The sequence below is a fragment of the Miltoncostaea marina genome (assembly GCF_018141525.1).
GTDB lineage: Bacteria > Actinomycetota > Thermoleophilia > Miltoncostaeales > Miltoncostaeaceae > Miltoncostaea > Miltoncostaea marina.
Genome location: NZ_CP064655.1, coordinates 2,539,229 through 2,560,472 on the forward strand (window position 1 = coordinate 2,539,229; position 21,244 = coordinate 2,560,472).

Annotated in this window: 17 protein-coding genes; 9 read left to right on the top strand and 8 right to left on the bottom strand. The window is 76.5% G+C overall.

Annotated elements, in window-relative coordinates; all coding sequences use genetic code 11:
* The first annotated feature begins 54 nt into the window (after positions 1 to 54).
* The 3 genes from metE (at position 55) to ITJ85_RS12870 (ending at position 6,765) form a co-directional block, all read left to right on the top strand.
* Positions 55 to 2,316 (top strand): 5-methyltetrahydropteroyltriglutamate--homocysteine S-methyltransferase, encoded by a 2,262-nt coding sequence (gene metE / locus ITJ85_RS12860; protein ID WP_217913507.1) that lies wholly within the window; start codon positions 55 to 57, stop codon positions 2,314 to 2,316.
* Between the two features lie 199 nt (positions 2,317 to 2,515).
* A complete protein-coding gene (locus tag ITJ85_RS12865) occupies positions 2,516 to 3,601 on the top strand; it encodes a ribonucleotide-diphosphate reductase subunit beta (protein ID WP_217913508.1) in 1,086 nt (361 codons plus the stop codon).
* Between the two features lie 8 nt (positions 3,602 to 3,609).
* Positions 3,610 to 6,765: a ribonucleoside-diphosphate reductase subunit alpha gene (locus tag ITJ85_RS12870; RefSeq protein ID WP_425517118.1), complete on the top strand. Its 3,156-nt coding sequence runs from the start codon at positions 3,610 to 3,612 to the stop codon at positions 6,763 to 6,765.
* 42 nt (positions 6,766 to 6,807) lie between these two features.
* Here the strand turns inward: ITJ85_RS12870 and ITJ85_RS12875 are convergent, their stop codons facing one another.
* The 4 genes from ITJ85_RS12875 to ilvA all read right to left on the bottom strand — a co-directional run bounded on the left by ITJ85_RS12875 (position 6,808) and on the right by ilvA (position 10,178).
* On the bottom strand, positions 6,808 to 7,464 hold the full coding sequence (locus ITJ85_RS12875) for a hypothetical protein (RefSeq protein WP_217913510.1): 657 nt from the start codon (positions 7,462 to 7,464) through the stop codon (positions 6,808 to 6,810).
* Positions 7,465 to 7,528: 64 nt separating this feature from the next.
* Positions 7,529 to 8,167, bottom strand: a complete 639-nt coding sequence (locus ITJ85_RS12880) for a hypothetical protein (RefSeq protein WP_217913511.1) — start codon at positions 8,165 to 8,167, stop codon at positions 7,529 to 7,531.
* Positions 8,164 to 8,664 (bottom strand): hypothetical protein, encoded by a 501-nt coding sequence (locus ITJ85_RS12885; RefSeq protein WP_217913512.1) that lies wholly within the window; start codon positions 8,662 to 8,664, stop codon positions 8,164 to 8,166. Before ITJ85_RS12885 ends, ITJ85_RS12880 begins: the two co-directional genes overlap by 4 nt.
* Positions 8,664 to 10,178, bottom strand: a complete 1,515-nt coding sequence (ilvA, locus tag ITJ85_RS12890) for a threonine ammonia-lyase, biosynthetic (protein ID WP_217913513.1) — start codon at positions 10,176 to 10,178, stop codon at positions 8,664 to 8,666. The genes ITJ85_RS12885 and ilvA overlap by 1 nt, the downstream gene beginning before the upstream one ends.
* A gap of 61 nt (positions 10,179 to 10,239) precedes the next feature.
* On the opposite strand from ilvA, the gene ITJ85_RS12895 reads away from it, so the two are divergent.
* Both ITJ85_RS12895 and ITJ85_RS12900 read left to right on the top strand, forming a co-directional pair.
* Complete coding sequence (locus ITJ85_RS12895; protein WP_217913514.1) at positions 10,240 to 11,214, top strand: EamA family transporter; 975 nt, start codon at positions 10,240 to 10,242, stop codon at positions 11,212 to 11,214.
* Complete coding sequence (locus ITJ85_RS12900) at positions 11,211 to 12,233, top strand: FAD-dependent oxidoreductase (protein ID WP_217913515.1); 1,023 nt, start codon at positions 11,211 to 11,213, stop codon at positions 12,231 to 12,233. Before ITJ85_RS12895 ends, ITJ85_RS12900 begins: the two co-directional genes overlap by 4 nt.
* A gap of 36 nt (positions 12,234 to 12,269) precedes the next feature.
* On the opposite strand, the gene ITJ85_RS12905 is transcribed toward ITJ85_RS12900, so the two are convergent.
* Both ITJ85_RS12905 and ITJ85_RS12910 read right to left on the bottom strand, forming a co-directional pair.
* On the bottom strand, positions 12,270 to 12,647 hold the full coding sequence (locus tag ITJ85_RS12905; protein ID WP_217913516.1) for a nuclear transport factor 2 family protein: 378 nt from the start codon (positions 12,645 to 12,647) through the stop codon (positions 12,270 to 12,272).
* 49 nt (positions 12,648 to 12,696) lie between these two features.
* A complete protein-coding gene (locus tag ITJ85_RS12910) occupies positions 12,697 to 14,211 on the bottom strand; it encodes an FAD-dependent monooxygenase (RefSeq protein WP_217913517.1) in 1,515 nt (504 codons plus the stop codon).
* 149 nt (positions 14,212 to 14,360) lie between these two features.
* Between ITJ85_RS12910 and ITJ85_RS12915 the strand changes: the two genes are divergently transcribed.
* The 3 genes from ITJ85_RS12915 (at position 14,361) to ITJ85_RS12925 (ending at position 18,115) form a co-directional block, all read left to right on the top strand.
* Positions 14,361 to 17,015, top strand: a complete 2,655-nt coding sequence (locus ITJ85_RS12915) for a winged helix-turn-helix domain-containing protein (RefSeq protein WP_217913518.1) — start codon at positions 14,361 to 14,363, stop codon at positions 17,013 to 17,015.
* A 108-nt stretch (positions 17,016 to 17,123) separates the two neighbouring features.
* The gene (locus tag ITJ85_RS12920) at positions 17,124 to 17,363 is read left to right on the top strand and encodes a hypothetical protein (protein WP_217913519.1); all 240 of its coding nucleotides are present in this window, start codon (positions 17,124 to 17,126) and stop codon (positions 17,361 to 17,363) included.
* Positions 17,360 to 18,115, top strand: coding sequence for a DUF4386 domain-containing protein (locus ITJ85_RS12925; protein WP_217913520.1), 756 nt, complete (start codon positions 17,360 to 17,362; stop codon positions 18,113 to 18,115). The genes ITJ85_RS12920 and ITJ85_RS12925 overlap by 4 nt, the downstream gene beginning before the upstream one ends.
* A gap of 58 nt (positions 18,116 to 18,173) precedes the next feature.
* On the opposite strand, the gene ITJ85_RS12930 is transcribed toward ITJ85_RS12925, so the two are convergent.
* The gene (locus tag ITJ85_RS12930) at positions 18,174 to 18,830 is read right to left on the bottom strand and encodes a dihydrofolate reductase family protein (protein ID WP_217913521.1); all 657 of its coding nucleotides are present in this window, start codon (positions 18,828 to 18,830) and stop codon (positions 18,174 to 18,176) included.
* Positions 18,831 to 18,929: 99 nt separating this feature from the next.
* Between ITJ85_RS12930 and ITJ85_RS12935 the strand changes: the two genes are divergently transcribed.
* A complete protein-coding gene (locus ITJ85_RS12935; RefSeq protein WP_217913522.1) occupies positions 18,930 to 19,433 on the top strand; it encodes a winged helix-turn-helix transcriptional regulator in 504 nt (167 codons plus the stop codon).
* Here the strand turns inward: ITJ85_RS12935 and ITJ85_RS12940 are convergent.
* The gene (locus ITJ85_RS12940) at positions 19,430 to 21,082 is read right to left on the bottom strand and encodes a PKD domain-containing protein (RefSeq protein WP_217913523.1); all 1,653 of its coding nucleotides are present in this window, start codon (positions 21,080 to 21,082) and stop codon (positions 19,430 to 19,432) included. The genes ITJ85_RS12935 and ITJ85_RS12940 overlap by 4 nt on opposite strands.
* Between the last annotated feature and the right edge of the window lie 162 nt (positions 21,083 to 21,244).

The window sequence follows — 21,244 nt, forward strand, 5'->3', positions numbered from 1 at the left end:
ATCGCCCATCGCGGTCCCGCGTCACGGGCCGCCGCATGACACGGAGTAGGCCACATGGCACGCACCGCCGTTCTCGGGCTCCCCCGCATGGGGCCCGACCGCGAGCTCAAGTTCGCCCTGGAGTCGTACTGGGCCGGCCGCATCGCCGAGCCCGAGCTGCAGGAGACCGCCGCCGCGCTGCGCGCGGCGTCCTGGCGCAGGGCCGCCTCGGCCGGGATCGACGTGATTCCCGCTGACCACAGCCTCTACGACCACGTCCTCGACGTCGCGATGGCGCTCGACGCCATCCCGGAGCGCTTCGGCGGCCCCGGCGCCGGCGGCCTGGACGTGCGCTTCGCGATGGCCCGGGGCGGCCCCGGGGCGCGGCCGCTGGAGATGACCAAGTGGTTCGACACCAACTACCACTACCTCGTCCCCGAGCTCGCCGACGGGCAGCGCTTCCGCGCCCGCCCGGACCATTGGGTCGCCCAGATCGATCAGGCACGCGCCCTCGGCGTGGCGGTGCGGCCGGTGCTGCTCGGGCCGTACAGCTTCGTGCGGCTCGCGAAGGGGCTGCGCCGGCCGCTCGACGCGCTCGCCGCGCTCACGCCGGTCTACGCGGAGCTGCTCGCCGCCCTCGCCGACGCGGGCGCCAGCGAGGTGCAGATCGACGAACCGTGCCTGGCGCTCGACGTCGCCGACGAGGAGCGCGACGCCGCCGCGGCGGCCGTGGCGGCGCTCGCCGGCGTCGCGCCCGTCTGCCTGACGACCTACTTCGCCCAGCCCGACGCGGAGACCGTCCGCCGCCTGGCGGAGGCGGGGGTGGCCGAGCTGCACCTCGACCTGGTGCGGGGCCCCGGCGCGCTCGAGCCGGCCCTCGCCGCGCTCGCGGACGGCGGGACGCGGGTGTCGCTCGGGGTCCTCGACGGTCGCAACGTGTGGGCGGCCGATCTCGACCGGGCCCTCGCCCCGATCGACGCCGCGGTCGCGGCGGTCGGCGACGACCGGGTCACGATCGCGACATCGTGCTCGCTGATGCACGTGCCCTGGGAGGCGGCGCGCGAGCGCGCCATCCCGCCCGAGGTGCGCGACTGGCTCGCCTTCGCCGCCGAGCGCATGGACGAGCTGGCGACGCTGGCGCGGGCCGTCGCGGCGCCGGACGGCAGGGACGCGCTGCTCGAGCCCTCGCGGGCGCGATGCGCGGCGCGCCGCGCATCGCCGCGCGCCAACGATCCCGGGGTGCGGGCGCGGGCCGCCGCCGTCGGGGTCGCCGACCACGACCGGCCGGCGACGCTCGAGCGCCGCCGCGCGGTGCAGCGCGCGCGGCTGCGGCTGCCGGAGCTGCCGACCACGACGATCGGCTCGTTCCCCCAGACCGACGAGATCCGCGCCGCCCGGCGCGATCTGCGCGCGGGGCGCCTCGACCCCGCGAGGTACGAGGCCTTCCTGCGCGAGCGGGTGGCGGAGGTCGTGGCCGCCCAGGAGGAGCTCGGGCTCGACGTGCTGGTGCACGGGGAGCCCGAGCGCGGCGACATGGTCGAGTACTTCGGAGCGCAGATGGGCGGCTTCGCCTTCTCCGACCACGGATGGGTGCAGTCCTACGGCAGCCGGTGCGTCAAGCCGCCGATCCTCTACGGCGACGTCTCGCGGCCGGCGCCCATGACCGTGGACTGGTGGCGGTTCGCCCAGTCGCTCACCGCGCGCCCGGTGAAGGGGATGCTGACGGGTCCGGTCACGATCCTGCAGTGGTCGTTCGTGCGCGACGACCAGCCGCGCGCCGAGACGTGCCGTCAGATCGCCCTCGCCGTGCAGGACGAGGCGCGCGACCTCGAGGCGGCCGGCGCGGCGGTCATCCAGGTGGACGAGGCCGCCCTGCGCGAGGGCCTGCCCCTGCGCGCCGCCGAGCAGGACGACTACCTGCGGTGGGCGGTCGACTGCTTCCGCCTCACCACCGCCCCGCTGCGCCCGGAGACCCAGGTGCACACGCACATGTGCTACTCGGAGTTCAACGGGATCATGGAGCACGTCGCGCGACTCGACGCCGACGTGGTCTCGATCGAGGCCTCGCGCTCGGCGATGGAGGTGCTCGACGCGTTCGCCGAGGTGGACCACCCGGGCGACGTGGGACCGGGCGTCTACGACATCCACTCCCCGCGGGTGCCCTCCCGCGACGAGATCGAGGCGCTCCTGGAGCGCGCGGAGGCCCGTATCGGCCGCGACCGCCTCTGGGTCAATCCCGACTGCGGCCTGAAGACCCGCCGCTGGGAGGAGGCGCGGGAGGCGCTCGCCGGCATGGTGGCCGCAGCGGCCCGGCGGCGGACGGCCGCGCGGGCCTGACCAGAGAGGCCCCCGGGCGCGGCCGTCCGGGGGCCTCTCTAGGGTTCCCCCACCCCCGATGAGGGGGGCGTGGAATGCGAGCGAAGTCCGGTGCGATCCCGGCGCTGTCCCGCAACGGTGATGCCTCCGCCCCGCGGATGGACGAGCCCGGTCGACCCTTCCGCGCGACCGGTCATGCTCTCGGAGGAAGGGCACCGCTGTGAAGAACACGTATGTCGTCGGTCCGCGCACGTTCGTGCTGGACCGGGGCCGCGCCGAAGCCGCGCTCGCCGCCAAGCGGGTGGTCGGCGGCCGCAGGACCATGACGTTCAACCTGCTCCCGCTCCGCTACGGGTGGGCGTACGAGCTGTACCGCACGATGAAGGCCAACCACTGGGAGCCCGAGGACGTCCCGATGGGCCGGGACGTCGAGCAGTGGCGCTCCGACGGCGCGCTGTCGGACATCGACCGCTGGATCGTGCGGATGGGCGTCGGCTACTTCTCGGCCGCCGAGGGGATCGTGGGCGACAACGTCATCCACGTGGTCCGCGAGCTGGTCACCGCCTCGGAGCTGAAGCTCGTGCTGGGCCGCCATGCGCACGAGGAGAACATCCACGCCGACTCGCTGCTGTACATGATCTCCTCGCTGGGGATCGACCCGCACGAGTGCGAGGCCATGTTCGACGACGTGCCGTCGATCGCCGCCAAGAACGCCTGGGTCACCGGCATCTCGGCGGCGCTCCGCCGCGACCTGGACATGGACGACCCCGAGGCCCGCCGGCTGCTCGCCACCAACGTGTTCGTGTTCGGCCAGTGCATGGAGGGCACGCAGTTCTACGGCCTCTTCGGGATGATCCTGTCGCTGTACCGTCAGGGGAAGCTGCCCGGCATCGGCACGATGTTCCGCTACACCCTGCGCGACGAGTCGAACCACATCGAGCTGTTCCGCCGCCTGCTGCTCGAGATCGCGGCCGAGAACCCCGAGCTGTGGACCGCCGCCTACCGTGCCGAGCTGCGCGGGCTCATGGCCGAGGCCGTCGCCCTCGAGAAGCGCTTCATCGCCGACTGCCTGCCGGTCGAGGCCGTGGGGCTGTCGCGCGAGGAGTTCGAGGGCTACATCGACCACGTCGCCGACCGGCGCCTCGCCGGCTGCGGCCTCGAGCCGCTGAACCCGGGCGCACCGAATCCCCTGCCCTGGCTCGCCGAGCTGATGGACGTGCGCAAGGAGCAGAACTTCTTCGAGGGGCGGGTCACCGAGTACCGGCGGGCGTCCTCGCTCGCGCTGGTCGGGGACGACGAGCTGTGAGCGCGCCGATGATCGACGTCCGGGAGCTCTTCGAGGACCTCGAGCTGAAGCGCGCGGCCGCGCTCGGCGCAGACGAGCTCGCGCCGCTGGATCCGGCCGCCGCGCTGGAGGGGCTGCCCACCGCCGGGATCGACGCCGTGGTGCGCGACGCGCCCGGCGCCGGGCGGGGGGCCGCCGAGCTCGTCGCGCGGATGGCCGCCGAGGCGGTCGCCGTCGCCGCGGCCGCGCGCGGCGAGGCGGACGGCGGCGACGCCCGGGACGCCGTGCGCGCCGCCGTGGCCGACGCGCTCGGCCGGCTGGCCGGGTCGGCGCCCGGCGGCGAGGTGTCGCTGCACGACCTCTCGGCGCTCGTCGAGGCCGCCTTCATCCGCGTGGGCCGGCCGGCGGCGGCCAAGGCGCTCGTGATGCGCCGCGCGATGTCGTCGTCCGGCGCCGCGCCGGCCGCGGGCGGCGTGCGCCTCATCCGCCGGTCCGGCCACGTGGTGGCCTGGCGGACGGCCAAGATCGAGGCGGCGGTGCGCCGGGCGTTCCTGTCGCTCGGAGCCGACCCGGCTCCGGCGTCGCGCGTGGCCGCGCGCGTCACCGAGCGGGCGATCGCGCGGGGCTCGTCCTACGTCCACATCGAGGACGTCCAGGACATCGTGCAGGAGGAGCTGGTGCTCGAGGGCCACATGCGGGTGGCCGAGCGCTACATCCTCTACCGCGCCGAGCGGGCCGTGCTGCGGGCCCGGCAGGCGGCGGGCGCGCCGGAGCCGGCCGGCGACATCGCCGTCGTCGAGGCGGACGGACGGGCGGGGACCTGGGACGGGGAGGATCTGCGCGAGCGCATCCGCTTCGCGTCGATCGGCCTCGACCTGACGCTCGACGCGGTGCGCATCGAGGCCGAGCTGCGGCGCTCGATCCGGCCGGGCGTGCGGCGCGACGAGATCGGCCGTGTGGTCGTGCTCAACGCGAAGGCGCTCGTCGAGCGCGACGCCGAGTTCTCGTCCTTCGCCGGCCGCATCCTGCTGACCTACGTCTACGAGGAGACGCTCGGCTGGGACATCCTCCGCGACGGCGTCGGCGGCCTACGCGAGGCCCACCGGCGCGGGCTGCGGGCGGCGCTCGAGCGCGGCGTCGCGATCGGCCGCATCGACCCGGCGCTGCTCGGCTACGACCTCGACCGGCTCGCCGCCGCCATCGACCCGACGGCCGACCTCGACGCCCAGTTCCTCGGCGTCCAGACGCTCTACGACCGCTACCTCGTCACCGACAAGACCGGCCCCACCCCCGTGCGGATCGAGGCGCCGCAGGTGTTCTGGATGCGCGTGGCGATGGGCGTCTGCCTGGCCGAGCGCGAGGACCGCGAGCGGCGCGTGCTCGACCTCTACGGCGCCTACAAGGAGCGGCGCTTCTGCTCGTCGACGCCGACGCTGTTCAACGCCGGCACGCAGCACCCCCAGCTCTCGTCCTGCTACCTCTACGTCGTCGACGACTCGCTCGAGTCGATCATGCGGCGGGGCATCGCCGAGAACGCGATGTGCTCGAAGTGGGCGGGCGGCCTGGGCGGCTCGTGGACGCGCGTGCGCGGCACGGGCTCGCACATCCGGGGCACCGACGGCGAGAGCCAGGGCGTCGTGCCGTTCCTGAAGCTCCACAACGATCAGCTCGTGGCCGTGAACCAGGGCGGCAAGCGGGCGGGCTCGGGGTGCGCCTACCTCGAGGTGTGGCACAACGACATCCGCGACTTCCTCGAGCTGCGCCGCGGCACCGGCGACGAGCGCCGGCGCACGCACGACATGAACACCGCCTGTTGGATCCCCGACCTCTTCATGAAGCGGGTCGAGGCGCGCGAAGGGTGGACGCTCTTCCGCTCGTCGGACGTCCCCGACCTGCACGACCTGCACGGGCGCGCCTTCGAGGAGCGCTACGCCCGATACGAGGCGATGGCCGCCGAGGGGCGCATCCACGGCGAGACGATCCCGGCGATCGAGCTCTGGAAGGCCATGCTGAGGATGCTCTTCGAGACCGGTCACCCATGGATCACGTTCAAGGACCCGTGCAACGTGCGCAGCCCGCAGGACCACGCGGGCGTGGTGCACAGCAGCAACCTCTGCACCGAGATCACGCTCAACACGAGCGACGAGGAGACCGCGGTCTGCAACCTGGGCTCGATCGTCATCGACCGCCACCTCGACGCGGAGGGCCGCATCGACCACGCGCGGCTGCGCGAGACGGTCCGGGTGGCCGTGCGGGCGCTCGACGACGTGATCGACGTCAACTTCCACCCGACCGAGGCGGCGGCGAGGGCGAACGCGCGCCACCGCCCGGTGGGGCTCGGCGTGATGGGCCTCCAGTACGCCCTCTACCGCAGGGGGGCGCCGTTCGCCTCGCCCGAGGCCGTCGAGTTCAGCGACGAGATGATGGAGGCGATCGCCTTCTACGCCTACGAGGCGTCGAGCGACCTGGCCGCCGAGCGGGGCCGCTATCCGTCGTACGAGGGCTCGAAGTGGGACCGCGGGATCCTGCCGCAGGACACGCTCGACCTTCTGGAGGCCGAGCGCGGGCTCCCGGTGGACGCGCCCCGCGGCGGCCGCATGGACTGGGGGCCGCTGCGCGAGCGGATCGCCCGGCAGGGCATGCGCAACTCCAACGTGCTCGCGATCGCGCCCACGGCCACGATCGCCAACATCATGGGCACGTCGCCGTGCGTCGAGCCGCTCTACCGGAACCTGTTCGCCAAGTCGAACCTGTCCGGCGACTTCACGGTCCTCAACCCGTTCCTGGTGCGCGACCTGAAGGCGGCCGGCGCGTGGAGCGAGCGCGTCGCCGACGAGATCAAGTACTTCGATGGCGACCTGCGCGAGGTCGAGGGCATCCCGCAGGAGATCCGCGACCGGTACCCGACCGCGTTCGACATCGACCCGGCCTGGCTCATCGACGCCGCCGCCCGCCGGGCGAAGTGGATCGACCAGTCGCAGTCGCTCAACCTGTTCCTCGGCGCCCCGGACATGAGGGCGATGAGCCACATGTACCGGCGGGCCTGGCACGCCGGGCTCAAGACGACCTACTACCTCCGCACCCTGGGCGCCTCGGGCATCGACAAGAGCACCGTGGCCGCGCGCCCGGAGGCCGCGCCGGCCTGCCCGGTCGACGCGGGGCCGGACTGCGAGGCCTGCCAGTAGGGGCGCGGCGCCGGCGCGGGGAGCGCCTCCCGCGCCGGCGCCTCAGACCGCGTCCACCCAGCCCATCGCCGCGGCCACGGCGAGACGCTCCATGTCCTCGACGTCCAGCGGCTCGCGCGAGGCCGCCACGTCCAGCTCGCGCGCCCCGCCCAGCCGCACGCGGGTCCCGTCCTCCAGCGCGTAATCGCCTGCCGGGCCGACCCCGGCGCAGGCGCCCCCGCCACCCGGCAGGCGCCACCCCCGGCACTCCGCCACCCGCACCCGGCGCCCCAGGCCCAGCAGGCCGCCGCGCGCCCGCACGACCGGCAGCTCCTCGGCCGGCGGCAGCCGCGCCGACAGCCAGCCGAGCAGGGCGTGGGCGTCGGGGCGCCAGCCCGCCGGGTCGGGCCCGCCGAGGCGCTCGAAGAGCCCGTCCGAGGGCGGCTCCGGGTAGAGGTCCCCGAAGGTCGTGTCGAGCATCTGGCGGTAGTTCTCGGCGAGCACCGCGCGGTCGCGCTCCGGCATGCGCCCGAGCAGCGGGGTGGGGCCGCCGGTCACCAGCGGGGGCGCCCCGCGCAGACGGGGCCGCAGCACCACCCCGGCGAGCGCGCGCTCGGCCGGATCGTCGATCGCGGCGAGGACGCGCTTCAGCCGGGCCAGCTCCTCCATCCAGCAGTCCCAGATCGCGTCGCCCAGCGCCCGCGGGTCCTCCGTGTGCACCGTGGGCGCCAGGCCTCCCCTCGACCGCCGATCCTTCGTAGGTCGCCGCCGACGATACCAGCGGTCATCGCCGTATCCGCTTGTGAACGGGAGGACGAAATGGCGGCGCGCCGCGCACGAGGGTGACGATGCGGACCAGCGACGGCGCCGCCGGCGTGGAGCCGAAGCCGAAGCGCACCGGCGGGTCGACGGGCGCCAGCGCGCCCTGGTCCGCCCCCTCCCAGCGCACCCCGGCCGCCGCGATGCGGCGCAGGTCGAGCGCGCCGTAGAACTCGCGGCGCCCGCCCCCCGCCGTGCCGTGGGTCCGCACGCCCGGCAGCGCCAGCCGGGCGGCCGGTCCCGCGGCGCGGATCCACCCGGCGCGGGTGGCGAGCGACGGCGGCACCGTTCGCAGCAGGACCCCGAGGGCGGTGCGCCCTCCCACGAGGAAGCGCAGGTCGAGCGGCCCGGCGTCGACCCGCCACCACGCCCCGTCGACCGCCACCGTGACCGGCACGATCCGCACCTCGTCGAACCGGTACGTCGCCGCCACGTACCCGGCGACCCGCTCCGAGGGGGCCAGCAACAGGCGGTGCCCGTCCGCCCGCTCCACCATCACGTCGGCGAAGGGCCCGAGCGGCGACCGCGGCCAGCGGCCCACCACGGCGCGCAGGCCCGACGCCGTGCCGACGCCGGCGATCCACCCGTCGAAGCGGTCCGTCACCCGGGCGACCGCCACGCCGCCGGCAGCGGGCCGGCGGCCCCGCCCACCGGGTCGAGGCCGGGCAGCGGCACCGCCGCGACGTTCGCCAGCACCTCGTCGCGCTCGGCGGGGTCGCCGCGGCGCAGGTCCCACCCCATGCCGCCGGCGTAGGCGCCCACCACGAGCAGGTCGGCGCTCGCGCCGGCGTTGCAGTGGCCGGTGCCGGCCGGCAGCACCAGCACGTCGCCCCGCGCCACCTCGACGACCCGGCCGGCCGGCCCGCCCAGCAGCAGGGTCGCGGCCCCGGCCACCACGCCGAGCACCTCGTGGGCGGTGGAATGGAAGTGATGGAACGGATGGACGCCGTCCGCCCAGGCGCCGCGCCAGCCGTGGCGGGCGAGCATGGCGGCGCACCCCCCGGCCGAGCGCGCCTCCGGCACGCCGCGGTGCACGATCACCGGCAGCGGCGAGTTGGGGATGGCCCCCGCGTCGGCGAGGCGCAGCTCCTCGTGCGCCATCAGCCGCGCAGGAACAGGTGGTAGGCCGGGTTGCCGGTCTCGTCGCGGTACGGGTACCCGAGGGTGGCGAGGAAGGCGCGGAAGTCGTCCATGTCGGCGGGCGGCACCTGGATGCCCACCAGCACGTGCCCGTAGCCGGCGCCCTCGTAGCGGTAGTGGAACAGCGACACGTTCCACGCCGGGCTCAGCGCGGAGAGGAACCGCAGCAGCGCACCCGGGCGCTCGGGGAACTCGAACCGGTACAGCAGCTCGTCGCGCGCGCGGGCCGACCGCCCGCCGATCGTGTGGCGCAGGTGCTGCTTGGCGAGCTCGTCGTCGGTCAGGTCGAGCGTGGGGAAGCCCTGGCCGCGCAGGCGTTCCGCCATGCGGGTGGCGTCGTCGCGGCCGCTGATCTGCAGGCCCACGAACAGGTGGGCGCTGCGGCCATCGGCCATGCGGTAGTTGAACTCGGTCACCGAGTGGCCGCCGAGGTTGGCGCAGAAGCGCAGGAAGGCGCCGCGCTCCTCGGGCACGGTGACGGCGAACACCGCCTCGCGCGCCTCGCCCACCTGGGCCCGCTCGGCCACCACGCGCAGGCGGTCGAAGTTCATGTTGGCGCCGCCGGTCACGGCGATCAGCGCGCCCGGCCCGTCACCCGCCCACGCCTTCAGGCCGGCCACCGGCAGGGCGCCGGCCGGCTCGAGCACGCTGCGGGTGTCGGCGTAGACGTCCTTGATCGCGGCGCACACGGCGTCGATGTCCACGCGCACCATCGCGTCGACGTGCTCGCGGCACAGCCGGAACGTCTCCTCGCCCACCCGCCTGACCGCGGTGCCGTCCGAGAACAGGCCCACGTCGCCGAGCGTGACCCGCTCGCCGGCCTCCAGCGACCGGGCCATTGCGTCCGAGTCCTCGGTCTGCACGCCCACGACCCGCACCTCGGGGCGCAGCGCCTTCACGTAGGCGGCGACGCCGCCCGCGAGCCCGCCGCCGCCCACCGCCACGAAGATCGCGTCGATCGGGCCGGGGTGCTGGCGCAGGATCTCCATCGCGATCGTGCCCTGCCCGGCGATCACGTCCGGGTCGTCGAAGGGGTGCACGAAGGCCAGGCCGCGCTCCGCGGCGAGCGCGTCGGCGTGCTGCTGGGCGTCCGAGTACGAGTCGCCCACCTGCACCACCTCCGCGTGCCGGCCCCCGAAGGCGCGCACCGCGTCGACCTTCACCGCCGGCGTGGTGACCGGCATCACGATGACCGCGGGGCAGCCCAGGCGCGCCGCCGCCAGCGCCACGCCCTGCGCGTGGTTGCCGGCCGACGCGGTCACCACCCCGCGGGCGCGGGCGGCGGCGCCGAGGTTGGCCATGTGGTTGTAGGCGCCGCGCAGCTTGAACGAGAACACCGGCTGGGCGTCCTCGCGCTTCAGCAGCACCCGGCGTCCCAGGCGCGCCGACAGGCCCGGCGCCTCGCTGAGCTCGGTCTCGCGCGCCACCTCGTAGACGCGGGCGGTGAGGATGCGCCGCAGGTAGTCGGGCCCCATGGGCGGAGTATGGCGGCCTCGGGCATCATCGCCGGGTGCCGCCGCCCCCGCCCACCGCGTGATGGCCGGGGTCGCCCTCGGGGCCGCCGCCGGCGCGCTCTGGGCGCTCACCTTCATCGCGCCGGAGCTCGTGGAGCCATGGGGCCCGCTGGAGCTCACCGCCGCCCGGTACCTGGTGTTCGGCCTCTGCTCGGCGGCCGGCCTCGCCCTGCTGCGCTTCAACCCGCTGCGCCGGCTGGGCCCCGCCGACTGGGGCCGGGTCTGCCTGCTGGGGCTGCTCGCCAACGTCCTCTACTACCTGGCCGCCGGCCAGGCGATCCAGATGACCGGCCCCACGCCGGTGGCGCTCGTGGTGGGCACGCTGCCGGTGGGCGTCGCCGTGGCCGCCAACCTGCGCCGGCGCGCGGTGGCCTGGCGCCGGCTGCTGCCGCCGCTCGCCGTGATCTCGGCCGGCCTCGCCGTGGTGACGCTCGGCACGCCCGACGCGCAGGCCGCCGACGCGGGCGCCGCCGCGGCCGGCGTCGGCGTCGCGCTGGCCGTGGTCGGCCTCGTCTCGTGGCTGGCCTACGCGGTGCTGAACGCGGGGTGGCTCACCGGGCGCGACGACATGACGCCGCTCGTGTGGACCTGCCTCACCGGCGTCGGCACGCTGGTCGTGCTGGTCCCGGTCGTGACGGTGGCGCTCGCCGTGCGCCCCGGCCTGGCGTCGGCCCCCGAGGGCGCCTCGGCGGCGGGGCTCGTCGCCTGGGGCCTCACGCTCGGGCTCGCCGCCAGCTACGTCGCGACCTGGTTGTGGAACGGCGCCGGCACCCGCCTGCCGGCCGCGCTGCTCGGCTACGTGATCGTCTCCGAGACGCTGTTCGCGATGGCCTACGACTGCGTCGTCGCGGCGCGCCCGCCGTCGCCGGCCGAGGGCGTCGCCGCCGTGCTGATCCTGGGCGGGGTGGCCTGGGGCCTCGCGGCGGCCGGGGCCCGCGCTCGCGGGCCGGCGCCGGCCCGCGCGGCGGACCCCGCGCCTGGCAGGCTGCGCGCGTGATCCGCACCGTGATCGTCGGCGGGGGGATGGTGGGCCTCACGCTGGCGCGGCTGCTCCGCGCGCGCGGCCAGGACCCGCTCGTGCTGGAGCGGGGGCCGGCGGGCGCGTACCAGCCGCGTGGGTTCATGCTCGGCTACCAGGGCTTCGACGCGTTCGAGGAGCTCGGCCTGCTGGCGCGCATGCGGGCCGCGGGCCGCGACGTCGGCAAGGGCCCCGACGGCCGGCCGGTCGGCATCGCGGTCGACGTGGGCGAGGTCATGCGGGCCCTCGCGGAGGGCGTGCCGGTCGCCTACGGGCGCTCGGTCGTGGCGCTGCTCCGCGAGGGCGACCGGGTCACGGGCGTCGTCACCGAGGGGCCCGGCGGCCGCGCGGCGATCGGGGCCGACATCGTGGTGGCGTGCGACGGGCGCGCCTCGCCGGTGCGGGCGATGGCGGGCCTCGAGGCCGAGGTGCACCCGCTCGACGACGCGTACCTCACCTACCTGAGCGACGTCCCGACCCGGCAGCTCTTCGGCTTCCGCTACATGAGCGACGGCGGGATGATCACGATGCTCGGGTGGCCGCAGGGCGGCACGGCGTCCCGGCGCATCGACAGGGTCGGCCGCGAGGCCGCGACCGCGCCCGACCTCGAGCGCTTCCGCGCCGGGTTCATCGAGCTGCTGCCCGAGGCCGAGGAGGTGGTGCGGCGCATCCGCTCCTGGGACGAGGTGCGCTACGTGGAGCCGGCGCTGCTGCGCTGCCCGCGCTGGTGGACGCCCGGGGTGGTGGTGATCGGCGACTCGGCCCACGTCTTCGGGCCCGACACCGGCGTGGGCGCCGGGATCGGCCTGCAGGACGCCCACGCGCTGGCCGAGGCGATCGCGCGGGAGGCCGACGCCGACGCCGCCTGCGAGCGCTACGTCACCTGGCGCGAGCCCGCGGTGCGCCCGTACGAGCGTCTCGACCCCGGCTGGAGCCGCATCGGGCCCGTCGCCGCGCCGCCCGGCCGGCCCGCCGCCGAGGTCTGGCCGCCGCGCTGAGCCCGGCGCCCCGGGGGCCGGCCGCGCGGCCGGCCGTCAGTCGACGATCTTCCAGAAGGAGTCCTTGCGGCTGATCCGGCCGTCCGCGAACTCGAACAGGTCGCACCCGCGCACCTCGATCCGTTCGCCCGAGCGCGCCGTGCCGCGGATCGTCCACTCCGAGACGCCGCGGTCGCCGCAGACCCAGTGGCGGTCGTCGCCGTAGCGGACGTCCGGGATCCCCTCCAGGCGCGAGCGGATCCCCTCCCGCACCTGGTCCCGGCCCTCCAGCCGCCGTCCGCCCGGCGCCGGCCCGCGCGGCATCTCGAACACGCAGTCGTCGGCGAAGAACGCCATGATCGCGTCGAGGTCGTGGGCGTTGAAGGCGTCGAGGAAGGCGCGGAGCATCGCGCGATCCACCCGCTCGCCGGACATGCCAGCCTCCTCGTCGGGCCCTGAGCTTCGCGCAGCGGGCGGGCTGGCCTCAACCCGGGCGGGGCGACGCGGGCGCGGGCGCGCCGCACCAGGTGCCGAGCGCCTCGCGCAGCCCTTCGTCCGAGCCCTCGCCCACCCAGGCGACGTGGCCGTCCGGGCGCACCAGCACGGCGCCTGGCGCGACCACCTCGCCGAGCGCCGGCAGCTCCCACCGGCCGTCGTACCGAGCCTCCACCAGCCGCACCCGCCCGGCCCACGGCCCGACGCCCGGCGCCCCGGCCCGTCCCAGGTCGATCAGCACCGGCCGAGCCTCGTGCAGCAGCGACAGCGCGCGCACCGGGCCGTCGCCGGTCTCCAGCTCGAGGTCGGGCATGCGCCGCCCCAGCAGCGGGTGGCCCTCGCCGAGGTCGTAGCGGAGGTCCAGCCCGGACATCCGCGCGCCGAACCGCCGGCGCGGCTCGTCCATGGCCAGCAGCTCGGCCACCGTCGCGCGCAGGGCCTCCAGCCGCGCGTCGCCCGGGCGGATGAGCGCAATCTGGGCCATCGTGTCGCGCAGCGCGCGGGCGGCGACCGGGTGGCGTTCGGCGTGGTACGTGTCGAGCAGGGCGTCCGGCGACCAGCCGCGCACCACCTGCGCCAGCTTCCAGCCCAGGTTGACCGCGTCCTGCACGCCGATGTTGAGGCCCTGCCCGCCCACCGGCGAGTGCACGTGCGCCGCGTCGCCGGCCAGCAGCACCCTCCCCGCCCGGTAGGCGGCCGCCTGGCGGGTGGCGTCGGTGAAGCGCGAGATCCAGGTGGGGCTGTGGATGCCGTAGTCGGTGCCGTACGCGGCCACGAGCGCCCGGCGCACGTCGTCGAGGGTCGGCTCCCCCGACCGCACCTCCGGCTCGGTCAGCATCACCTTCACGGGCCCCTCCTCGGCGAGAACGACCTCGCCGTCGCGCACCTCGTACTCGAGCCGGCCGATCGCCTGCACGCCGTTCGCGTCGTGGCGCACGCCGATCTCCGGCCGCTCGGCCATCTCCGCCTCGGCGATCAGCGAGCTGGTCGTCGCCTCCCACCCGGGGAAGTCGATGCCGGCGAGGCGGCGCACGCGGCTCCGGCCCCCGTCGCAGCCGACCAGGTACCGCGCCCGCAGCGGCCCGCCCTCCGACAGCTCGACGTCCACGCCGGCGTCGTCCTGGGCGAAGCCGGTCACCTCGCGGCCGCGCAGGACCGGCACGCCGAGCTCGCCGATCCAGCCGGCCAGGATGCGCTCGATGTGGTTCTGCCACAGGCCCAGCCCGTGGTTGCGGCGGGCCGGGAGGTCGTCGATGTCGAGCCGGTTGTGGCCGAAGCCCGCCACCTGGGCGACCTGGCCCTCCGCGAGGAAGCGCTCCGCGATGCCGCGCTGGTCGAACACCTCAATGGTGCGCGCCTGCAGTCCGCCCGCGCGCGAGCCGGGCAGCTCCGGGCTCGCGCGCCGCTCCACCACGACCACGTCGACCCCGGCCAGCGCCAGCTCCCCGGCCAGCATCGTGCCGGTCGGCCCCCCTCCCGCGATCACCACGGCGTGCTCCGTCATCCGCCCCCCTCCGTCCGCTCGCCTGTGCGGCGGGCGATTATGCGGCAGCCCCCCGGGCTTGCGGCAAGCCCCCCCATGGGTCGTAATGTGAGGGTGGCGGGAGGGGCGGCGCGTTGCCGCCGCGCGCCGCGCCGTGGTGAGCTGGCGCGGTGGACGCCCCCGCGACGCCCCTCCTGCGCACCAAGCTGCGCGCGCCGGCGCCGCGCCCCGGCGCCGTGGCCCGGCCGCGCCTGGCGGCCCGCGTCGCGGGTGACGACGCGGCCGCGCTCACCCTCGTGTCGGCGCCCGCCGGCTTCGGCAAGACCACCCTGGTCGCCGACGCCCTCGCCGGGCGCCCCGGCGTGGCCTGGCTGTCGCTCGACCCCCGCGACGACGACCCGGCCACGTTCTGGCGCTACGTGGTCGCGGCCCTCGAGACCGTCCGGCCTGGCGCCGGCGACGGCGCCCGCGCGCTGCTCGACTCCTCGCGCCCGTCGTCCGAGGTGCTCGTGGCGAGCCTGCTCAACGCGCTCGACGCGCCCGGCGACGAGGTCGTGCTGGTGCTCGACGACTACCACACCGTCGCCTCGCCGGAGATCCACGACGCGGTCGGCATGCTCGTCGAGCGCCGCCCCCCGGGCGTGCGCCTGGTGATCACGACCCGGGCCGACCCGCCGCTGCCGCTCGCGGCCCTGCGCGCCCGCGGCGCGCTCGCCGAGCTGCGGGCGTCGGACCTGCGCTTCACCGCCGACGAGGCGGCCGCCTACCTCACCGGCACGATGGGCCTGGCGCTGGGCGCCGGCGACGTCGCGGCCCTCGGCGAGCGCACCGAGGGCTGGATCGCGGCGCTGCAGCTGGCCGCGCTGTCGATGCGGGGCCGCGACGACCCCTCCGCCTTCGTCGCCGACTTCGCGGGCGACGACCGCTTCGTGCTCGACTACCTGGCCGGCGAGGTGCTGGAGCGCCAGCCGGACGACGTCCGCGGCTTCCTGCTGCGCACCTCGATCCTGGCCCGGCTCACGGGCCCGCTCTGCGACGCGGTGACCGGTGGCGGAGGCGGCGCCGCGATGCTCGCGCGCCTGGAGCGGGCGAACCTGTTCCTCGTGCCGCTCGATGACCGCCGCCGCTGGTACCGCTACCACCACCTGTTCGCCGACGTGCTCCAGGTGCGGCTGCTCGACGAGCTGCCCGGCGAGGTGGCGGCGCTGCACCGGCGGGCCGGCGCGTGGGCCGAGGCCGCCGGCGACCTGCCGGAGGCGATCCGCCACGCCCTGGCCGCGGGCGACGCCGGGCGGGCGGCCGCCCTGGTGGAGCGCGCCGCGCCCGCGATGCGCCGGGCGCGGCGGGAGGCGACGCTGGGTCGGTGGATCGACGCCCTGCCGGCGGAGCTGCTGCGGACGCGGCCGGTGCTGGCGACCGCGCTCGTCGGCACCCGCATGGCCACCGGGCGCTTCGACGGGGTCGCGGCGCTGCTCGACGCGGTCGAGCAGCGCCTCGCCGGCCCCCCGGAGGCGCTGGTCGCCGACGACGAGGAGGAGCTCCGGCTGCTGCCGGCGCAGGTCGCGATCTTCCGCGCCGCGCTGGCCCTGGTGGCCGGCGAGGGCGCCGCCACCCTCGGGCACGCGGCCCGGGCGCTCGAGCTGGCGGGGCCCGCCGACCACCTGCCGCGCGGCAGCGCGGCCGCGCTCGCCGGGCTGGCGCACTGGGCGGCGGGCGACCTGGTGCCGGCCCACGAGCGCTACGCCGAGGCGATCGGCCACCTCGAGCGGGCCGGGCACGTCTCGGACGCGCTCGGCTGCTCGCTCGCGCTGGCGGACATCCAGACGGCGCAGGGGCGCCTCGGCGCCGCCCTCGCGACCCTCGAGGCCGGCCTGGCCATGGCCGCGCCGCACGGCGCGATCCGGGGGGTCGCCGACATGCACACCGGGATCGCCGAGGTGCTCGTGGCGCGGGGCGACCCGGCCGGCGCGGCGGGCCGCCTCACGGCGGCCGAGGCGCTCGGCGAGCACGCCGGCCTGCCCCAGCATCCGTACCGCTCGCGCGTGGCGGCGGCGCGGCTGCGCGAGCTGGAGGGCGACCACGCCGCGGCGCTCGCCCTGCTGGAGGAGGCCGGGCGCCGCTTCGACACCGACTTCTCGCCGGTCGTGCGGCCGGTGCCGGCGATCGCCGCCCGGGTGCGGCTGCGGGCCGGCGACCTCGCGGGCGCCGCGCGCTGGGCCCGAGAGCGCGGCCTGGGCACGGACGAGGAGCCGGCCGACGCGACCGAGTACGAGCGCGTCACGCTCGCCCGCCTGCTGGTGCGCCGCGGCGACGAGGGCGCCCTCCCGCTCGTCGCCCGCCTGCTGGCCGCCGCGGAGCGGGGCGGCCGCGAGGGGACGGTCGTGGAGCTGCTCGCGCTGCGGGCGCTCGCCGAGCTGGCCGGCGGCGACGAGCGCGCGGCGCGCGCGTCGCTCGAGGAGGCACTCGTGCGCGCCGAGCCCGAGGGCTGGGCGCGCCCCATCCTGGACGCGGGGCCGGGCGTGGCGGACATCCTGCGCGCGATCGCCGCCGCCGGACGGGCACGCGAGCCCGCCCGGCGCGTGCTCGCCGCCCTCACCGCCGAGGACCGGCGCCCGCCGGCGGCCGCCGGTCCCGCCGAGGGCCTCAGCGAGCGCGAGCGCGAGGTGCTGCGGCTGCTCGGCAGCGACCTGAGCGGGCCCGACATCGCGCGCGAGCTGGTGGTGTCGCTGAACACGCTGCGCACCCACACGAAGCACATCTACGCCAAGCTCGGCGTCACCAGCCGGCGCGCCGCGGTGCGGCGCGCGGCCGAGCTCGACCTGTAGCGGCGCGCCGGGGACCGCCCCGGGGCGTCGCGGGGCGCCGCGGATCACCACGCAGGATCACCAGGTGATGTGACGCGGGCTCACCAGGTCGGCCCCTACGGTCGTCCCATGGCCGCCGCCGACCACCGCCCGCACTACGAGATCCGCGTCGCCGGGCGCCTGCCCGACCGCTGGGCGGCGTGGTTCGACGGCCTCAGCGTGTCCGCCGAGGCCGACGGCACCACCGCCATCCGCGGCCCGGTGGCCGACCAGGCCGCCCTGCACGGCCTGCTCGACCGCGTGCGCGACCTCGGCCTGCCGCTCGTCGCGCTCACCCCCATCCCCGATCCCAGGAGGACCCCACGATGACCGCCGTCGTCGCCCGCATCCGCGCCATGACGCCCCTGCGCAGGACCGCCCTCGTCGCGGGCCTGCTCTACCTGGTCACCTTCGCCGCCTCGATCCCGGCCCTCGCCCTCTACGACGGCGTGCTCAACGACCCCGCCTTCGTCCACGGCGCCGGCAGCGAGGACGCCGTCGCCTGGGGCGCGGCGCTCGAAATCATCCTCGGCGTCGCGTGCGTCGGCACCGCCGTGGTGCTCTACCCCGTCCTGCGCCGCTGGAGCCGCGCCCTCGCCCTCGGCTTCGTCGCCGCGCGCACCCTCGAGGCCGCGATGATCTTCGCCGGCGTCCTCAGCCTGCTGTCGGTGCTGACCCTCCGCCAGGACGCGACGGCCGGCGCCGACGCCGCCGCGCTCGACACCAGCGCCCAGGCGCTCGTCGCCCTGCACGACTGGAGCTTCCTGCTCGGCCCCGGCCTCATGGCCGTCGTCAACGCCCTCTGCTTCGGCACGATCATGTACCGCTCGGGCCTGGTGCCGCGCATCATCCCGGCCGTCGGGCTGGTCGGCGCCCCGATCCTGCTGGCCTCCGGCGCCGCGACCCTGTTCGGCCTCTACGACCAGGTGTCGGCCCCGGCGATGCTCGCCGCCCTGCCGATCGCCGCCTGGGAGCTCTCCGTCGGCGTCTGGATGATCGTGAAGGGCTTCCGCGACATCGCCCCCGCGCAGGCCGCCGCCGAGCCCGCGCCGGCCCCGTCGCTGCAGGGCGCCGCCGCCTGACCACCGGCGCCGCCGGCGGGACCGGAGGGCCCCTCCATCCGGAGGGGCCCTCCGCACGTCACCGGCGGGTGAAGGTCAGGTGCGTGACGCCGCTCGGCGAGGCGACCGTCTCGACCGAGTGCCGCGACTCCAGGCCCTCAAGGCCGTCCCACAGGCGCACGCCGCGGCCGAGCAGGATCGGCACCTGCACCACGTGCAGCACGTCGATCAGGCCGGCGGCGAGGAAGTCGCGCAGCATCGAGGGGCCGCCGCCGATCCGCACGTCGAGGTCGCCGGCCGCCTCCCGGGCCACGTCGAGCGCCTCCTGCGGCGAGGCGTCGATGAAGTGGAAGACGTTCCCGCCCTCCAGCTCGAACGACGGGCGCGGGTGGTGCGTCAGCACGAACACCGGCGTATGGAACGGCGGGTTCGCGCCCCACCAGCCGCGCCACTCCTCGTCGGTGCCCACGTCGGTCCAGGGGCCGGTCTGCGGTGTGAACTTGCCCCGGCCCATGATCTCCGCGCCGAAGCCGACGCCGTGACGCTCGGCGAACGCGTCGTCCACCCCCATCCCCCCGCCCGGCTGCCCGAACAGGGCGCGCCCGAAGCGTGTGGCGAACATCCACTCGTGCAGCCGGTGCCCGGCGTGCCCGAACGGCTCCTCGAACGACAGCCCCTCGCCGGTGCCGAAACCGTCCAGCGAGATCGTGAAGTTGAGGGCGCGGACGAGGGGCATGACGGGCTCCCGGGGCGGTAGAGTGATTGCGTTCTGCAACCGGTCGCCGCGACCCTACGCCACACCGGTGGCAGATCGCAAGCACTCCCGGAGGAGCGCATGGACACCGCCCCACGCTCGGGCTGCCCCATCAACGCCGCCGTCGAGGTGCTCGGCGACCCCTGGGCCATGCTCGTGCTGCGCGACATCATGTTCGGCGGCCGCCGCCACTTCCGCGAGCTGATCGCCGGCTCCGAGGAGGGCATCGCCACCAACGTCCTCTCGAGCCGCCTCAGGCGCCTCGTCGCCGCCGGCCTGCTCACCCGCGACGACGCCCGCCGCGGCCAGCGGGCCGCCTACTCGCTCACCGAGGCCGGCATCCAGGTGCTCCCGGTGATGGTCGCCCTCGCCGAGTGGGGGCTCGCCCACCGCGAGGGCGAGCGCCGCCTCCGCGTCCGCGCCGAGCTCCTGCGCGACGGCGGCCCCGAGCTGATGGCCGCGATGATGGACGAGCTGCGCGAGGTCCACCTCGGGGTCCCCCGCCCCGACCCCGGCGCGCCGCGGCCGAGCGAGCGCCCGCGGAGGGCCTACGAGGCGGCGCTCACGGACGCGGCTCCCCCCTAGCCGACCCGGGCCACGACCTGGGTCACCCGGACCCCGCCCGCGGTCAGGACGGCCCGCCAGCGGCCGGGCGGCAGCGCGCGGCCCGAGCTGACGAACGAGGTGAGCGCACGCGACCGCGGCTTGCGCACGGGGTGCCCGGCGACGTCGCCGTTGGGCTGGAACCAGGTCACCGTCAGCGGCCGGCCCGGCGCGGGGAGGCTCGCCAGGGCGAAGCGGGCGAAGAGGACGCGCGTCGAGGCGGGCGCGCGGGTGAGCGGCGCGCCCCGGCGCGCGCCCGCGACGAACGCCGTCCGGGCGACGCCCTCGGCCGGCGCGGGCACCCGGACGCGCAGCTCGGCGACGACGCGCGACCCGCTCGCCATCTCGACCCGCAGGGGGCCGGGGAGGACGCCGGCGGGGAGGGCGATGCGGCGCCTGAAGGGGCCACCGCCGGACGGGAGGGCTCCCAGATCGACGGGCGCCAGGCCCGCGGCGCGCAGCCGCAGCCGCAGCCGCGGTTGCGGCCCCGCGCCCTCGGCGATCGCGCCGCGCAGGGTCATCGAGCCCTGCAGCCGGCTCGCACGCCAGGCGGCCCGCAGCACGGGCGGGCGCATGCCGACGCCCAGCGCCTCGAGGGCCGCGGCCCCGCGGAGGCGGGCGCGAGCGCCGACGCGCGTCGTCGTCGCCCGGCCCTTCGGGGTGGATGCCGCGGCGACCCCGTCGGTCCGCACGGGGCTCACCTTGACTGCGAACGCGCGCTGCACCGCGTTGCCCACCCGGTCGCGCACGGCGACCGCGCCGACGAAGGTGCCCGCCGCGGCGTAGCGGTGCTCGACGGCGCGGCCCGTGGCGGTCGTGCCGTCGCCGAAGTCCCAGACGTGGTCCGCCGCCTCGACGCCGCTGCCGGGCGCCGGCCCGCTCGGCGGGTCGACCGACTCGGCGTCGAACCGCACCGGCTCCCCGGCGCCGACGTGGGTCGCGCTCTGCTGCACCGACAGCGACGGCGCCGCCGCGTCGATCCGGAACTCGCCCCCCGTCGCCGGCCCGTCCGGGCGGTTCGGGTCGAACGGCTGCACGATCTCCGGGGCGATCGGCTGCTGCGGCACCAGCACCGGCGGACGGAACAGCGTCGGGTCGAGCGGCTCCAGCGGCGTCGGCAGGCGCGGCCGCAGCAGCCCCATGGCGATCCGGGGCTGAATCGTCGGCACCACCGGGCGCAGGTCGGGAAGGGCCCAGATCCGGTCGGGCACGAGGACGTCGCGCGGGATCTCCAGCGTGAGGTCGGGGATCGAGAGCTTCGTCTCGCGCCCGAACACCTTGAAGCGGAACAGCCGCCCGTCCGCGGGCGCCGGTACCTGCAGCGTGACCAGGTTGCCGCCCGTCTCGAGCGCCCCGGACAGGCCGGCGTCGCCGGCCAGGGGCTCCAGCACGTAGCGCCGGTGCAGCAGGGAGCCCTGGCTCCAGCTCGCCGGGTCCCACCCGACCGTGACCGTCGGCGCGCACGGCGCCGGGCTCCCGCACGGGTCGAGGGCCGCGTATCCGGAGGGGATCACCGCCCCCGGCGGCCCCGGGGTGCCCTCCGCCGCCGCCGCCGCCCAGCCCAGCCCGGCGAGCGATGCGGCCGCCGCCGCCAGGGCGGTGCGACGGCGCCGTTCCGTCCGGCCGGTCACGGGCGCCCTCCGTCGCCCGCCACCACGACTGCTTGCGACGTCTGCGTTCACCACGGGCCTCACTACGAGCTACGACGCGCATCGGGCGCGCAGGCCGTCACGCGTCGGGATCGAGCCCTTCGACCGGAAGCCGCCCGGCCCCGGCAGGGCAGGTTGAGGACG

What these genes read in the sequence shown, in the direction of transcription:
- ITJ85_RS12870 (WP_425517118.1), top strand. Translation starts at nt 3,610, where the DNA reads ATGATCGACGTCCGGGAGCTCTTCGAGGACCTCGAGCTGAAGCGCGCG.
- metE (WP_217913507.1), top strand. Translation starts at nt 55, where the DNA reads ATGGCACGCACCGCCGTTCTCGGGCTCCCCCGCATGGGGCCCGACCGC.
- ITJ85_RS12925 (WP_217913520.1), top strand. Translation starts at nt 17,360, where the DNA reads ATGACCGCCGTCGTCGCCCGCATCCGCGCCATGACGCCCCTGCGCAGG.
- ITJ85_RS12885 (WP_217913512.1), bottom strand. Translation starts at nt 8,664, where the DNA reads ATGGCGCACGAGGAGCTGCGCCTCGCCGACGCGGGGGCCATCCCCAAC.
- ITJ85_RS12905 (WP_217913516.1), bottom strand. Translation starts at nt 12,647, where the DNA reads ATGTCCGGCGAGCGGGTGGATCGCGCGATGCTCCGCGCCTTCCTCGAC.
- ilvA (WP_217913513.1), bottom strand. Translation starts at nt 10,178, where the DNA reads ATGGGGCCCGACTACCTGCGGCGCATCCTCACCGCCCGCGTCTACGAG.
- ITJ85_RS12895 (WP_217913514.1), top strand. Translation starts at nt 10,240, where the DNA reads ATGGCCGGGGTCGCCCTCGGGGCCGCCGCCGGCGCGCTCTGGGCGCTC.
- ITJ85_RS12920 (WP_217913519.1), top strand. Translation starts at nt 17,124, where the DNA reads ATGGCCGCCGCCGACCACCGCCCGCACTACGAGATCCGCGTCGCCGGG.
- ITJ85_RS12935 (WP_217913522.1), top strand. Translation starts at nt 18,930, where the DNA reads ATGGACACCGCCCCACGCTCGGGCTGCCCCATCAACGCCGCCGTCGAG.
- ITJ85_RS12930 (WP_217913521.1), bottom strand. Translation starts at nt 18,830, where the DNA reads ATGCCCCTCGTCCGCGCCCTCAACTTCACGATCTCGCTGGACGGTTTC.
- ITJ85_RS12910 (WP_217913517.1), bottom strand. Translation starts at nt 14,211, where the DNA reads ATGACGGAGCACGCCGTGGTGATCGCGGGAGGGGGGCCGACCGGCACG.